Source organism: Actinomadura viridis (assembly GCF_015751755.1).
GTDB classification, from domain to species: Bacteria; Actinomycetota; Actinomycetes; order Streptosporangiales; family Streptosporangiaceae; genus Spirillospora; species Spirillospora viridis.
The window spans coordinates 8,479,130-8,492,918 of sequence record NZ_JADOUA010000001.1 but is presented as its reverse complement, the minus strand read 5'-3'; the positions used below and the strand labels follow the sequence as shown (position 1 = coordinate 8,492,918).

12 protein-coding genes are annotated in these 13,789 nt (G+C 75.3%); 5 read left to right on the top strand and 7 right to left on the bottom strand.

The genetic code is table 11. The features are described 5' to 3' along the window. Window positions 1-56: 56 nt before the first annotated feature. Both IW256_RS38525 and IW256_RS38520 read left to right on the top strand, forming a co-directional pair. On the top strand, window positions 57-815 hold the full coding sequence (locus IW256_RS38525; protein ID WP_197015638.1) for an IclR family transcriptional regulator: 759 nt from the start codon (window positions 57-59) through the stop codon (window positions 813-815). A gap of 130 nt (window positions 816-945) precedes the next feature. Next, entirely contained in the window at window positions 946-2,229 is a 1,284-nt protein-coding gene (locus tag IW256_RS38520; RefSeq protein WP_197015637.1) for an APC family permease, read from the top strand. Here IW256_RS38520 and ppsA read toward each other — a convergent pair. The 7 genes from ppsA to IW256_RS38485 all read right to left on the bottom strand — a co-directional run bounded on the left by ppsA (window position 2,187) and on the right by IW256_RS38485 (window position 11,476). Next, window positions 2,187-4,661 (bottom strand): phosphoenolpyruvate synthase, encoded by a 2,475-nt coding sequence (ppsA, locus tag IW256_RS38515; protein ID WP_197015636.1) that lies wholly within the window; start codon window positions 4,659-4,661, stop codon window positions 2,187-2,189. The genes IW256_RS38520 and ppsA overlap by 43 nt on opposite strands. A 151-nt stretch (window positions 4,662-4,812) precedes the next feature. Next, the gene (locus IW256_RS38510) at window positions 4,813-5,094 is read right to left on the bottom strand and encodes an acyl carrier protein (RefSeq protein ID WP_197015635.1); all 282 of its coding nucleotides are present in this window, start codon (window positions 5,092-5,094) and stop codon (window positions 4,813-4,815) included. After that, window positions 5,091-6,419: a dihydrolipoamide acetyltransferase family protein gene (locus tag IW256_RS38505; RefSeq protein ID WP_197015634.1), complete on the bottom strand. Its 1,329-nt coding sequence runs from the start codon at window positions 6,417-6,419 to the stop codon at window positions 5,091-5,093. Before IW256_RS38505 ends, IW256_RS38510 begins: the two co-directional genes overlap by 4 nt. Then, window positions 6,412-7,527 carry an alpha-ketoacid dehydrogenase subunit beta gene (locus IW256_RS38500; RefSeq protein WP_197015633.1) on the bottom strand — a complete coding sequence of 372 codons (1,116 nt, stop codon included), beginning with the start codon at window positions 7,525-7,527 and terminating at the stop codon, window positions 6,412-6,414. Before IW256_RS38500 ends, IW256_RS38505 begins: the two co-directional genes overlap by 8 nt. Then, on the bottom strand, window positions 7,524-8,573 hold the full coding sequence (gene pdhA / locus IW256_RS38495) for a pyruvate dehydrogenase (acetyl-transferring) E1 component subunit alpha (protein ID WP_197015632.1): 1,050 nt from the start codon (window positions 8,571-8,573) through the stop codon (window positions 7,524-7,526). The genes IW256_RS38500 and pdhA overlap by 4 nt, the downstream gene beginning before the upstream one ends. After that, window positions 8,570-10,399, bottom strand: a complete 1,830-nt coding sequence (gene acsA, locus IW256_RS38490) for an acetate--CoA ligase (RefSeq protein WP_197015631.1) — start codon at window positions 10,397-10,399, stop codon at window positions 8,570-8,572. The genes pdhA and acsA overlap by 4 nt, the downstream gene beginning before the upstream one ends. Window positions 10,400-10,402: 3 nt before the next feature. Continuing rightward, a complete protein-coding gene (locus IW256_RS38485; protein WP_231404099.1) occupies window positions 10,403-11,476 on the bottom strand; it encodes an Acg family FMN-binding oxidoreductase in 1,074 nt (357 codons plus the stop codon). A 176-nt stretch (window positions 11,477-11,652) separates the two neighbouring features. On the opposite strand from IW256_RS38485, the gene IW256_RS38480 reads away from it, so the two are divergent. From IW256_RS38480 to IW256_RS38470, 3 genes are all read left to right on the top strand, one after another. Next, on the top strand, window positions 11,653-12,342 hold the full coding sequence (locus IW256_RS38480) for a CBS domain-containing protein (protein ID WP_197015630.1): 690 nt from the start codon (window positions 11,653-11,655) through the stop codon (window positions 12,340-12,342). Between the two features lie 98 nt (window positions 12,343-12,440). Continuing rightward, window positions 12,441-12,866 carry an SHOCT domain-containing protein gene (locus IW256_RS38475; protein WP_197015629.1) on the top strand — a complete coding sequence of 142 codons (426 nt, stop codon included), beginning with the start codon at window positions 12,441-12,443 and terminating at the stop codon, window positions 12,864-12,866. Between the two features lie 127 nt (window positions 12,867-12,993). Continuing rightward, entirely contained in the window at window positions 12,994-13,734 is a 741-nt protein-coding gene (locus IW256_RS38470; RefSeq protein WP_197015628.1) for an aspartate/glutamate racemase family protein, read from the top strand. Window positions 13,735-13,789 lie beyond the last annotated feature (55 nt).

Genomic DNA, 13,789 nt, shown 5'->3' with positions numbered 1-13,789 from the left:
CCGCGCGGGCAACGGACGCGTCCCACGTGGCGGGACGCGTCACCTAAAGTGACGGCATGCCGTCCGGTGACTCCTACCTGCGGCGCGTCGTCGCGGTCCTCGGCGCCTTCCGCGCCGAGGACGACGATCTCGGCGCCGCCGAACTCGCCCGCCGCAGCGGGCTCCCCCGGTCGACGGCGCACCGGATCGCGCTGGACCTGGCCGAGGCGGGGCTGCTGGAACGCCGCGGGCAGCGGGTGCGGCTCGGCCTGCGGCTGTTCGAGATCGGGCAGCGGGTGCCGCGCCCGCGGGTGCTGCGCGACGCGGCCCTGCCGTTCATGTCGGACCTGCGGGAGGCCACCCGCCAGACCGTTCACCTGGCCGTGCCGGACGGCGGGGAGGTGGTCTACGTGGAGATCCTCGGCTCGCCCGGCGGCCCGCCGCTGCCGTCCAAGGTGGGCGGGCGGCTGCCGGTGCACGTGACCGGCGTGGGCAAGGCCATCCTGGCCTTCTCCCGTCCCGAGGTGGTCCGCGCCGTCCTCGATTCCGAGCTGGTCAGGCTGAGCGAGCGCAGCACGGTCGCGCCCGGCCTGCTCGCCAGGGAGCTGAACGCGATCCGCCGGGAGGGCGTGGCCTACGACCGCGAGGAGTCCGGGGCCGGCATCGTCTGCGCGGCCAGCCCCGTCCTGGGCCCGGACGGCGCCGTGCTGGGCGCGCTGTCGGTCTCGGGCTGGGCCGGGCGGGTCCGGCTGGCCGCCGTGGCCCCGGCCGTGCACACCGCCTCGCTCACCCTGTCCCGGACGCTGCGCGAGCAGGGCCTGGCCGGCTCCGTCTGAACACGGCCGGGCCCGGGGCCGCGCCGCGCTGGGGTCTGGGCCGGGCACGCGGGCCGCGCCGGGGGGTGCCTTGATAGCGTCGGGCCCGTTCGACCAGCGCCGAACGGGCGCGCCTCGTTAAGGAGCGATGATGGGACGGCCGTCCCCACGAGGCGGAGAGGCCACCGAGCCGAGACCGGCCCGGCGGCTGGGCACGGCCGACGCGGTCGTGATCGGCCTGGGGTCGATGATCGGGGCGGGGATCTTCGCGGTGTTCGCCCCCGCCGCCGCGGCGGCCGGTTCGTGGCTGCCGGCAGGGCTGGCCCTCGCCGCCGTGGTGGCCTACTGCAACGCCACCTCCTCGGCCCGCCTGGCGGCGCTGTACCCGGCGTCCGGCGGCACCTACGTGTACGGGCGGGAGCGGCTGGGCCCGTTCTGGGGCTACCTGGCCGGATGGGCGTTCGTGGTCGGCAAGACCGCCTCGTGCGCGGCGATGGCGCTGACGGTCGGCGCGTACGCCTGGCCCGAGCACCGGCAGGTGGTGGCGGTGGTCGCGGTCCTCGCGCTGACGGGCGTCAACTACGTGGGGATCCGGAAGAGCGCCTGGCTGACCCGGGCCATCGTGGCGGTGGCGGTGACGGTGCTGGCGGCCGTGGCGGTGGCCTGCCTGACCGGGCAGGGCGCCGACGCGGCCCGCCTGGAGCCGGGCGGGGACGCGACGCTCCTGGGCGTGCTCCAGGCGGCCGGGCTGCTGTTCTTCGCGTTCGCCGGGTACGCGCGGATCGCGACCCTGGGCGAGGAGGTGCGGGATCCGGCCCGGACGATCCCCCGCGCCATCCCGATCGCGCTCGGCCTCACCCTGCTGATCTACGCGGCGGTGGCCGTCGCGGTACTGGCGGTGCTGGGCCCGGAACGCCTCGCGGGGGCGGTGGCGCCGCTGGCCGACGCCGTACGCGCCGCGGGCGTCCCGGAGCTGGTGCCGGTGGTCACCGCGGGGGCGGCGGTCGCCGCGCTGGGCTCGCTGCTGGCGCTGATCCTGGGGGTGTCGCGGACGACGCTGGCGATGGCCCGCGACCGGCACCTGCCGGGCGCCCTGGCCGCCGTCCACCCCCGGTTCGCGGTGCCGCACCGCGCGGAGCTGGCCGTCGGCGCGGTCGTGGCGGTGCTGGCCGCCACGGTCGACCTGCGCGGGGCGATCGGGTTCTCCTCCTTCGGCGTGCTGCTCTACTACGCCGTCGCCAACGCCTCGGCCTGGACGCTGCGCCGGGACGAGGGGCGCCCCGCGCCGGCGGTCCCGGTGGTGGGCCTGGCCGGGTGCCTGCTGCTGGCGGCCACGCTGCCGGTCACCTCGGTGCTCGCCGGGGCCGCGGTGCTGGCCGCCGGCGCCGCCGCCTACCTCGCCCGCCGCGCCCTGGACAGGCGCGGGCGCGCCTGACGCGACCCGGCGGCCCTGGCCTCGGGCGCCGGTTCCTCCGCCGGACCGGCCTTCCCGCGCGCGAGGGCGCGTTCGGCGGCGGCGACGTTCTCCTTGACCACCAGGAAGCTGTCGGGGGTGACCGAGATCGAGTCGATCCCGGCCTCCACCAGGAACCGCGCGAACGCGGGGTCGTCGCTGGGACGCTGCCCGCACAGCCCGACCTTGCGGCCCGTCTCGTGCGCGGCGGCGATGAGCGACTCGACGCTCCGGGTGACCGCGGGGTCGCGCTCGTCGAACAGGTGCGCCAGGGCGGTGGAGTCCCGGTCCACGCCCAGGGTGAGCTGGGTCAGGTCGTTGCTGCCGATGGAGAAGCCGTCGAACCGGGCGGCGAACTCGCGGGCCAGGACGATGTTGGACGGGATCTCCGCCATGACGTACACCTGGAGCCCGTCGCGGCCCCGGACCAGCCCCTCCTCCTCCATGACCGCCAGCACCCGGTCGGCCTCGGCGGGCGTCCGGCAGAACGGGATCATCAGGATCACGTTGGCCAGCCCGATCGTGTCGCGGACCCGGCGCATCGCCCGGCACTCCAGCGCGAACCCGGCCCGGTACCCCTCGGTGTAGTAGCGGCTGGCCCCGCGCCAGCCGATCATGGGGTTCTCCTCCGCCGGCTCGAACTCCCGGCCGCCGATCAGCCGCGCGTACTCGTTGGTCTTGAAGTCGCTCATCCGGACGATCACCGGGTCCGGCCAGCGGGACGCGGCGATCCGCGCGATGCCGTGCGCCAGGCGCTCGACGAAGTACTCGGTCCGGTCGGGGTGGCCGCGGGTCAGCGCGGCGATCTCCGTCCGGACCTCCCGGTCCAGCCGGTCGAAGTGGACCAGCGCCATGGGGTGCACCCGGACATGGTTGTTGATCACGAACTCCATCCGGGCGAGCCCGACGCCGTCCGCGGGCAGCCGCCACCAGCGGAACGCGGCGGCCGGGTTGGCCAGGTTGAGCATCACCGCGGTACGGGTCCGCGGGAGCGAGGCGACGTCCATCTCCCGCTCCTCGTAGTCCAGCAGCCCCCGGTAGACGTAGCCGCGGTCGCCCTCGGCGCAGGACACCGTCACCGGGTCGCCGTCCCGCAGCGTCCGGGTGGCCCCGCCGGTCCCGATGATCGCGGGCACGCCCAGCTCCCGGCTGACGATGGCGGCGTGCGAGGTCCGGCCGCCGTGGTCGGTGACGATCGCCGCCGCCCGCTTCATGATCGGCTCCCAGTCGGGGTCGGTGACGCGGGTGACCAGGACGGCGCCGTCGACGAAACGGCCGATGTCGGCGGTACTGGCGAGGTTGCACACCGGCGCGGCGGCGATCGCGTCGCCGACGGCCAGGCCCTCGGCCAGGCGCTCGCCCCGTTCCCGCAGGCGGTAGGCGTGCAGCAGGGACGCCTCCCGGCGCGCCTGGACGGTCTCCGGGCGGGCCTGGACGAGGAAGATCTCGCCGGTGCGGCCGTCCTTGGCCCACTCCATGTCCATCGGCGTCCCGTAGTGCTCCTCGACGGCGACGGCCCAGCGGGCCAGGCGGAGGATCTCCTCGTCGGCCAGGACGGGCACGTCCCGTTCCGCCGGGAGCACCGGGACGGTCCTGGTCCCGCCGGCGGCGTCGTAGACGACCTTGATCTCCTTGCCGCCCCGGGTGGCGGACACGATCGGGGTCAGGCCGGGGCGGTCCAGCAACGGCTTGAACACCACGTACTCGTCGGGGTCGACCCGCCCGCCGACGACCGACTCGCCCAGGCCCCAGGCGCCGTTGACCACCACGGTGCGGGGGAAACCGGTCTCGGTGTCGAGGGAGAACATCACCCCGGCCGCGCCCAGGTCGGCGCGGACCATCCGCTGGACGCCGATCGACAGCGCGACCGACAGGTGGTCGAAGCCGTGGTCCTCGCGGTAGCTGATCGCCCGGTCGGTGAACAGCGACGCGTAGCAGCGCCGGCACGCGTCCAGCAGCGCCCTCTCCCCGGTGACGTTGAGGAACGACTCCTGCTGCCCGGCGAAGCTGGCCTCGGGCAGGTCCTCCGCGGTGGCGCTGCTGCGGACCGCCACGACCGGGTCGCGCTCGCCGGTGATCCCGCCCAGCTCGTGGTACGCGGCGCGGACGGCCACGACGACCTCGTGCGGGAGCTCGGTCTCCAGGATGCGGGCGCGCACGGCCGCGCCCGCCTCGGGAAGCGGCGCGCCATGGCGCAGCCGGGCCAGCTGGGCGGCGATGGGGGCGCGCAGGTCACCGGAGGCCACGAACAGGCGGTACGCGGCGGCGGTGACCGCGAAGCCCTCCGGTACGCGGACCCCCGCCCCCGCCAGCTCGCGGGTCATCTCACCGAGCCCGGCGTTCTTGCCGCCGACCAGGGCGACGTCCCCGCGGCCGATCTCATGGAACCGCGCGACCAGGTCGGACTGCGTCATCTCGCGCCTCCCCCGCTCCCGGGCGGTGTCCGGCGCCGCCCCTCAACTCCACCGTCGCCACGCCCCCGTTCCCGGACGCAGAGGACTTGGTCCGCCGCCGGTGGGACCAACGGCACATCCCGTCCGGTGGTCCCCGTCCGCCAGGGGCGGCTCACCGGTTCTCCGGGGGCGGCTCGCCGGGCGGCGTCCTCCGGTCTCCGGCGAGGTAGGCGACGCAGTCCCCGACCGTGGCGAGCCGGGGGTAGTCGTCCTCCTCGATCCGGAGGCCCGTGCGGTCACCGAGGGCCTCCACGAAGTTCAGGAAGTCCAGCGAGTCGAGCCGCAGGTCGTCCCGCAGGCTCGCGCCGTCGTCGGCCAGGTCCGCCGGGCCGAGGTCGGGAGCGACCTCCTGAAGCGCCCCGGTGACCAGTTCGCGTGTCTCGCTCGGCGTCATAGTCCCTCCGGGTCCTGGAGCAGGCGGGTGACGGCCTCCAGGTAGCGGGCGCCGCCGTAGCCGTCGCTGGCGCGGTGGTCGGCGGCCAGCGTCGCGGTGACCAGGGGCCGGACGCCGAGCAGGCCGTCCACCGCCCAGGGGCGTTCCACGACCTTGCCGAACCCGACCAGCGCCACCTGCGGCGGGTAGATCACGCCGGTCACCGTCTCCACCCCCTGGTCGCCGAGGTCGGTGACGGTGAGGGTGGCGCCGGTCAGCTCGCTGCCGCGCAGCCTGCCCCCGCGGGCCCGGCCCACGAGGTCCTTGAGGGCGGCCATCAGGTCCTCGGGCGTCCGCAAGCCGGCGTCGCGCAGCGCCGGGGTGACCAGGCCGCCGCCGCGCAGCGCGATGGCCACTCCCAGGTGGACGGCCTCGCTCGGGACGAAACCGTCGTCGATCCAGTGGCCGTTCAGCTCCGGCACCTCGCGCGCCGCCAGGGCGCTCGCCTTGAGCAGCAGCGCGGCGGGGAGGACGCGCCGCGACACCGGCAGTTCCCGGTTGCGTTCGCGCAGCCAGGAGAGGGCCGGGGACATGTCGATCGTGGTGCTCACGTAGTAGTGCGGGATCTCGCGCTTGGACCGGCTCATCAGGCGCCCGATCGCGCGGCGCATGGCCGTCCGCCTGTCCGCGGCGGGCCGGGGCTCCTCGGGCCGGGGCTCCTCGGGCCGAGGCGCGGGCTCGGGGGCCTTCGCGGGACGCCGTCCGGCGCGCCGGACGTCCTCGGCGCGGATCGTTCCCCGCGCCCCGGTGCCGGTCACGCGGCGGAGGTCGACGCCGGACCCGGCGGCCAGCCGCCGGGCGTACGGGGTGACGCGGGCCCTCGGCTCGGCCCCGGTGGCGCGGTCGACGTCGGTCCGGGTGATCCGCTCGCCCCGCCCGGTCCCGTGCACCCGCGCCAGGTCGACGCCCTTGGCCTCGGCGAGATGCCGGACGAGGGGCGAGGAGACGCGGGACGGCGCCTCGGGCTCGGGCTCGGGCGTGGGCCGGGGTTCGGGTGCGGGTGCGGCTTCGGCAGGCTCGGGCTTGGGCTCGGGTTCGGGGCGGGGCGCACCGGCCGGGACGATGGTCGCCAGCGGCGTGCCGACCGGGACGGTCGTGCCGGGCTCGACCAGGAGCCGGTCGACGAGGCCGTCGGCGAAGCACTCGACCTCGATGGCGGCCTTGGCGGTGTCGACCACGGCGACGACGTCACCGTGCCGGACCCGGTCGCCCGGCGCGACCCGCCACTCCACCAGGGTGCCCTCGTCCATGTCCGCTCCCAGGGACGGCATCGTGAACTCAGGCATCGTTGCGCACCGCCCGCCGCGCGCCCGCCGCGATGTCGTCGGGCCCCGGCAGCGCCGCCCGTTCCAGGTGCGCCGCGTACGGGGTGGGGACCTCGGCCCCGCAGACCCGTTCCACCGGGGCGTCCAGGTCGTAGAACGCCTGCTCGGTGACGCGGGCGGAGACCTCGGCCGCCAGCCCGCCCGAGCGCCACGCCTCGTCGACGATCACGACGCGGTGGGTGCGGCGGACCGAGGCCATGATCGTCTCGTCGTCCAGCGGGCGCAGCGTGCGCAGGTCGACGACCTCCGCCTCGATGCCGTCCTCGGCGAGCCGGCCCGCCGCGGCCAGCGTCCCGGGCAGCGTGCCGCCGTAGGTGATCAGCGTGACGTCGCGGCCGGGGCGCCGGACCGCCGCCCGGTCGATGTCCACCGGGCCCGCCGCGGCGGGCGGCTCGCCGGACGCGTTGTAGAGGGAGCCGTGCTCGAAGAGGAGGACGGGGTCGGGGTCCTCCAGGGCCGTCCAGAGCATGCCGCGAGCGTCCTCCACGGTGGCGGGGGCCAGGATGCGCAGGCCGGGGACGTGCGCGTACCAGCCCTCCAGGCTGTGCGAGTGCTGGGCGGCCAGCTGGCGGCCCGCGCCGGTCGTCATCCGGATCACCAGCGGCACCCCGAACTGCCCCCCGGACATGTGCCGGAGGGTCGCGGCGTTGTTGACGATCTGGTCCAGCGCCAGCAGGCTGAAGTTGACCGTCATGATCTCGACGATGGGCCGCATCCCGGCCAGCGCGGCGCCGATGCCCGCGCCGACGAACGCGGCCTCCGACAGGGGCGTGTCGCGGATCCGCTCGGGCCCGAACCGTTCCAGCAGGCCGAGGCTGACCGCGAAGCAGCCGCCGTAGCGGCCCACGTCCTCGCCCATGAGGAAGACCCGCTCGTCGCGTTCGATCGCCTCGGCGATGGCCTCCCGCATCGCCTCCCGGTAGGTGATGGTGCCGGGCGCCTTCCCCGAGCGCCCGTCCGCGGCCTTTCCTGCGGGGTTCCCAGGGTTCCCCGGGCTCCCGGACGTTCCGGACGTTCCGGCCCGTGTCCTGCGCGCCCGCTTGGCGGCCGTCCGCGCCGGTTCGCTCATGACCGCACCGCCTTTCCCGCCTTCCCTGGCTTCCCCGGCTTCCCCGCCTCTCCCGCCTTCTCCGCGTAGACGAACCGGGTGAGGTCCTCCACGGGTTCGAGCGGGGCGTCCTCGGCGGACCGGATGGCGGCGTCGATCTCGGCCGCGATCTCCTTCTCCAGCGACTCCAGATCGGCGTCGGTGATCCGGCCGCCGGCGCGCATCCGGGCGACCAGGCCGTCGATCGGGTCGCGCTTCTTCCACTCCTCGATCTCGGCCTTGCCGCGGTACAGGTCGGGGTCGTACATCGAGTGGGCGCGGTACCGGTAGGTCCGCATCTCCAGGAAGTGCGGCCCGCCTCCCCAGCGCACCGCCTCGGCCGCGCGCCGCGCGGCGGCCTCGACGGCGAGCACGTCCATGCCGTCCACGGCCCAGGAGGCCACCCCGTACGAGGACGCCCGCAGCGCCAGGTCGGTCTGGGCGTGCTCGCGGGCCAGCGCGGTGCCCATCGCGTACCGGTTGTTCTCGCAGACGAACAGGACCGGCAGGCGCCAGAGCGCGGCCAGGTTCACGCACTCGTGGAACGCGCCCTCGGCCATCGCCCCGTCGCCGAAGACGCAGGCGGTGACCCGGTCGAGCCCCCGCATCCGGTCGGCCAGCGCCAGCCCGACGGCGACCGGCAGGCCGCCGCCGACGATGGCGTGGCCTCCGTAGAAGCGCCGGGCCGCGTCGAAGAGGTGCATCGACCCGCCGCGGCCCCCGCTGCAGCCGGTGGCCCGGCCGTACATCTCCGCCATGATCGCCTCGGCGGGGACGCCGCGGGCCAGGGCGTGGCCGTGCTCGCGGTAGGTGGACACGACCGCGTCCTCGGCGGTCAGGGCGCGCAGCGTTCCGGCCGCGACGGCCTCCTCGCCGATGTACAGGTGCAGGAACCCGCGGATCTTGGCGGCGCTGTAGAGCTCGACGCACCTCTCCTCGAATCGGCGGATCAGCAGCATCCCGCGCAGCAGTTCCCACTGCCCGCCGCCCGCCTCCCCGCGCTCGGCGGGACGTCCGGTGGCCGTCATGGCGTCTCCTCCAGGGTCGACACGTCGCCCTCGGGAAGCCCCAGCTCGCGGGCCTTCAGCAGCCTGCGCATCACCTTCCCGCTGCGGGTGTGCGGCAGGTGCGGCTCGAAGACGATCTCCTTCGGGGCCAGCGAGGCCAGCCGGCGCCGGCCGAAGGCCACCAGCTCCCGGCGCAGCGCCTCGTCCGGGCGGTGGCCGGGCCGCAGCGTCACGAACGCCTTGACGATCTCCCCGGCGATCGGGTCGGGCTTGCCGATCACCCCGGCCTCGGCGACCGCGGGGTGCTCCATCAGCACGCTCTCGACCTCGAACGGGCCGACCAGGTGCCCGGCGGACTCGATGACGTCGTCGGCGCGGGCGACGAACCAGTAGTAGCCGTCCTCGTCGCGGCGGGCGATGTCCCCGGTCAGGTACCAGCCGCCGGCGAACGAGGCGGCGTAGCGCCCGGGATCGTCCAGGTAGCCGCGGAACATCGACGGCCAGCCCGGGGCCAGCGCCAGCTCCCCGTCCCGTCCGGGCTCGTCGATGACCCGGACGTGCCCGCCGGGGGTCACGAGCGCCCGGCCGTCGGCGCCGCGCTCCAGCAGCGCGGCCTCGATCCCCGGCAGCGGGCGGCCCATCGAGCCGGGCCGGATGTCCATGGCCGCGAAGTTGCCGATCATGATGGCGCCGGTCTCGGTCTGCCACCAGTTGTCGTGGACGGGCCGGCCGAGCGCCTCCGCGCCCCACACCACGACCTCGGGGTTCAGCGGCTCCCCCACGCTGGCGACGAACCGCAGCGCCGACAGGTCGCGGGCGCGCGCCGGACCGGTCCCGTGCCGCATCAGCATCCGCAGCGCGGTCGGCGCGGTGTACCAGACGGTGACCCGCTGCTCCTCCAGCGTCCGGTACCAGCGCGCCGCCTCGAACTCGGCGGCGTCCACCAGCAGCGTCGCGCCGTGGGTGAGCGGGGCGACGATCCCGTACGAGGTCCCGGTCACCCAGCCAGGGTCGGCGGTGCACCAGAACACGTCCCCGGCGCGCAGGTCCAGGGCGTACGCGGCCGTCGCGTGGTGGGCGACCACCGCCTCGTGGACGTGCACCGCGCCCTTGGGACGGCCCGTCGTGCCGCTGGTGAAGTGCAGCAGCGCCATGTCCTCGGGGTCGGTCGGCGGGATCTCGAAGAGCGGCGCGACCGCCTCGGTCACCGCCCGGTACGGGATCGTGCCGGCGGGGCCCGGGTCGTCGGGGGCGGCCCCGACCAGGAGCACGTGCGCCAGGTCCGGCAGCTCCGCCCGGATCGGGGCCACCTTCCGCTCGTACAACTCGGGGCTGGTCACCAGCGCCCGGCCCCCGCCCAGCCGCAGCCGTTCGGCGATCGGCTCCGGGCCGAACGCCGGGAACAGCGGCGAGAACACGCTGGTGTTCTTCAACGTGCCCAGCGCCGTGGCGTACAGCTCCGGGACCCTTCCCAGAAGGGAGAAGACACGTTCGCCGCGGCCCACTCCCAGCGCCCGCAGCGCGTTGGCGAACCGGGCGCTCTCGGCGGCCAGTTCCGCGTACGTCAGCTCGGTGACCGCGCCGGCGCGGTCCAGGCAGCGCAGCGCCACGGTCCCGGCGCGCGGCCCGGCCGCGTGCCGGTCCACCGCCTCGTGGGCGATGTTGAGCCCGCGCCCGCCCGGCAGCCCGTCCAGCAGCGCCCGGGCGTCGCTCCAGGAGAACCGCGCGCGGGTCCGTTCGTAGTCGGTCAGGTTGGCCGGGGCTCCGGCCTCCCCGGCCTTGGAGATCGTCGCGGCCGCCGCGGTCCCGGCGATGGTCGCGTTCCCTGCCGTCGTCGCCCGGTTCACCGCTCAGGTCTCCTCGTAGACGACCTCTTCGGCGGGGCGGCGGACGGTGGTGAGGACGGGGCCGTCGGGGACGCCCAGCCGCATCAGCATCTGCGGGTGGTGGCCGTTGCAGAACCGCCTGCCGATGAACTCGCGGAACTCGGGGATCTCCAGTGGCTGGGTGTGGAACGCGGCGGCCAGGTCGGCCTCGGCCGTCGCGCGCAGCAGCGCCCGCTGCAGCGCCTGCCCGGCCCGCAGCCAGTCCAGCGGGGTGTCGTCCGGCGTGGCGACCAGGATGACCAGCCCGGTCACCGGCCGGGGCGCACCGGCCGCCTGCCCACCGCCGCCTTCCCCGCCGGGCTCGTTGCCGGGCTCGTGGCCGGGCTCCTCGCGGGCTCCCCAGCCGTGGCCGCGGGCGAAGTCCCGGGCGGCGAAGTCGGGTTCGGTGTGCGGGGGCCGCGAGGGGTAGGAGACCTCGTGGACGCCGTCGGCGCGCCTGCTGCCGGGGGCCGGCGCCCAGCGCGCCGCCTCGCCGGCGTACGCGGGGCTCATCTGCTGGATGTGCTCGGCGGCCTGGGTGAGGCCCGCGAGCGCCAGCTGGGTGTGCGTCTCCACGACCTGGATCAGCCGGACGCCCTCGCGTTCGGCCTCCAGCTTCATCGCCGACAGCAGCGAGGGCCGCACCGGGTCCGGCCGGAACGCGCCGCGGTGCGTGCGCCGCCGCCGGACCACCGCGTACAGCCGCCGGGCGTCCTCGTCCTCCTCGATGCGGGCGCCGACGTGCACGTCCGCCAGCAGATGCGGGCGGTCGGGATCGGGGAGGACGTGCACCTCGGCCTCGTGGCCGAGCGCCCGGATCGCGACGCGCAGCGTGAACAGCGCCGCGCCGCAGCTGATCAGCATCTCCCGGCCCTCGGGGTCGGCGACCTCCAGGCGCCGGTCGGGGTCGGCGCGCAGGCCGATCCGGGTCCCGCGCAACCCGAACCGCCACGGCTGGGTGTTGTGGACCGACGGGGCCCACACCGCCGCCTCGACGGCACGTCGCGCGTCCTCTGCCCTCCGGTCCGTCACGGTGGACCGTGGCCACATCGATCCCATGGCACCCCTCCTCGCCGGATCCGGGTGGATCGTCCTCCAGCGCATCACCCCGCGGGCGGCCGGAACCAGGGCCGAAGGTCCACCCGGGCGGGGACCTTCCTCCCGGGGACCTTCGGCCCGCGGGCTCGGGACTTCGGTCGCTGGCCCCCGCCGCCGCCCGGACGGACCCTGATCGCATGAGACGACCGACGGTGCGCCAGGTGATGACCTCCGAGGTGGTGTCCGTACGTCCGGGCACCCCGTTCCGGCAGGTCGTCTCCACGCTCGCCGAGCACCGGATCAGCGGCGTGCCCGTGGTCGACGACGACGGCGGGGTCGTGGGCGTGGTCACCGAGGCCGACCTGCTCCGCAAGGAGGAGGAGGCGGCGGTCGGCGCCGGGGCGCGCCGCCGGACGATCCTGCCCGGGCTCGCGCGGGCGACGCGGTTCAGGGGTGACGCGGGGACGGCCGGGGAGGTGATGACCGCCCCGGCGGTGACCACCACACCGGACGCCACGATCGTGGAGGCGGGGCGCACGCTGTCCGAGCACGGGTTCAAGCGGCTGCCGGTGGTGGACCCGGAGGGCCGGCTCGTGGGCGTGGTCAGCCGCGCCGACCTGCTGCGGGTCTTCCTCAAGCCGGACGCCCAGATCCACGAGGAGGTCATCCACGAGATCGTCATCCAGAGCCTGTGGCTGGACCCGGCGATGGTGGAGGCCGACGTGCGCGACGGCGTGGTGACCCTGCGGGGGCGGGTCTCCCGGGCGAGCCTCGTCCCGCTCGCCGAACGGCTGACGGCCTCGATCGACGGCGTGGTGGACGTGGTCAACCGGCTGGACTACGACGAGGACGACACCGTCCCCGCGCACGGCCGGCACCGGCGATGAGCCCCGGATCAGGACCCTCGGCGCGGCCGGGGGGACCTTCGGCCCTCCGGCAGGGCCCCGGCACGGGCGGATAGTGGAGACGAAGCGGGAGGTGAACGATGGCCATCTACGCGATCGGCGCCGTCCTCGCCGACCAGGACGGCTGGGGTCACATGGGCGACGGCGGCTGGGGCTGGGGCTGGATGATGGGGTTCTGGGTGTTCATCGTCGTGCTCGCGCTGGTGGGGCTGGGCGTCGCGCTCGCCCTGATCACCAGGGCGACCGGCCGGAACGGCGGCTCCCCGCCGCCCCCGCCCGCTCCGCCGCCCCACGCCCCGCCCACGTACGGCGAGCGGCCCGGTGGGCCGCCCGGTGGACGGAACGGCGACGGCCTGGAGGAGGGCCGGAACATCCTGGCGGAGCGGTACGCCCGGGGCGAGATCGACACCGCCGAGTACCGGGAGCGGCTGGCCACGCTGTCCGGCAAACCGACCGGACCGCAGGCCGGACCGCGGGAGGGCCCGCCACCCGATCGGCCCCGCTGACCGACGTCGGACCCTTTTGTGAGCGGTCGCCGCCCGTGGTGAGAGGTGTCAGCCGCCGGGGGCTTTGCGGCGACATCAAGATCGTGGATCATGCATGTGAAGACTCCGCGATCATCAAGGGACGAGCATGCGACACGCCGGCATCCTGGCGCACAGCGCCGAGGGCGCATCAATGTGCTTCCTGACCTTCTGCAGGAAGGGCTTTGAGGATCTCGGCCCGCATATGCACCCCGACGTCACCCTCGACTGCGTGGCCATGGGGCACAGCATGCAGGCGTGGGAGGACGGGGACCACCCGGCCATCCGGGAGATCCTGGCCACCAGCGTGCGGCGCCTGGCTCAGGCCGGCGCCGACTTCTTCGTCTGCCCGGACAACACCGCCCATCTGGCCCTCGAGGCGCCGGGACCGGAGCTGGCGCTGCCGGGGCTGCACATCGCCGAGGTGGTCGCCGAGCGTGCCGCCCTGGAAGGGCGCAAGCGGGTGGGAGTGCTGGGCACCAAGTACCTGATGGGCGGGACGCTCTACCCGCGCGCCCTCGCCGCGCACGGCATCGAATGCCGGCTGCCCGAGGCCGCGGACCGCCTCATCGTCGACGAGATCATCTTCGGGGAGCTGGTGAACGGGCTGTTCACCGACCGGGCGCGGCGCGAGTATGTCCGGATCATCGAGGGGTTCCAGGCCGAGGGGTGTGACGCGGTCGCCCTCGTGTGCACCGAGATCCCCCTGCTGATCACTCCCGAGGTGTCCCCGCTGCCGACGCTGCCCTCCACGACCCTGCTGGCCTCGGCCGCCTACGAGACGGCGACCGGCAAGCGGCCGCTGCCCACCTGGCGAAGCGGCCCGTTCCATCCGGCGCCGGCCGCGTGACCGACGTTGACTTGCGGCGAGTTGCTGCCTTGGGCGGCCCCGAGGGGACGACTCG

What these genes read in the sequence shown, in the direction of transcription:
- IW256_RS38525 (WP_197015638.1), top strand. Translation starts at nt 57, where the DNA reads ATGCCGTCCGGTGACTCCTACCTGCGGCGCGTCGTCGCGGTCCTCGGC.
- IW256_RS38520 (WP_197015637.1), top strand. Translation starts at nt 946, where the DNA reads ATGGGACGGCCGTCCCCACGAGGCGGAGAGGCCACCGAGCCGAGACCG.
- ppsA (WP_197015636.1), bottom strand. Translation starts at nt 4,661, where the DNA reads ATGACGCAGTCCGACCTGGTCGCGCGGTTCCATGAGATCGGCCGCGGG.
- IW256_RS38510 (WP_197015635.1), bottom strand. Translation starts at nt 5,094, where the DNA reads ATGACGCCGAGCGAGACACGCGAACTGGTCACCGGGGCGCTTCAGGAG.
- IW256_RS38505 (WP_197015634.1), bottom strand. Translation starts at nt 6,419, where the DNA reads ATGCCTGAGTTCACGATGCCGTCCCTGGGAGCGGACATGGACGAGGGC.
- IW256_RS38500 (WP_197015633.1), bottom strand. Translation starts at nt 7,527, where the DNA reads ATGAGCGAACCGGCGCGGACGGCCGCCAAGCGGGCGCGCAGGACACGG.
- pdhA (WP_197015632.1), bottom strand. Translation starts at nt 8,573, where the DNA reads ATGACGGCCACCGGACGTCCCGCCGAGCGCGGGGAGGCGGGCGGCGGG.
- IW256_RS38485 (WP_231404099.1), bottom strand. Translation starts at nt 11,476, where the DNA reads ATGGGATCGATGTGGCCACGGTCCACCGTGACGGACCGGAGGGCAGAG.
- IW256_RS38480 (WP_197015630.1), top strand. Translation starts at nt 11,653, where the DNA reads ATGAGACGACCGACGGTGCGCCAGGTGATGACCTCCGAGGTGGTGTCC.
- IW256_RS38475 (WP_197015629.1), top strand. Translation starts at nt 12,441, where the DNA reads ATGGCCATCTACGCGATCGGCGCCGTCCTCGCCGACCAGGACGGCTGG.
- IW256_RS38470 (WP_197015628.1), top strand. Translation starts at nt 12,994, where the DNA reads ATGCGACACGCCGGCATCCTGGCGCACAGCGCCGAGGGCGCATCAATG.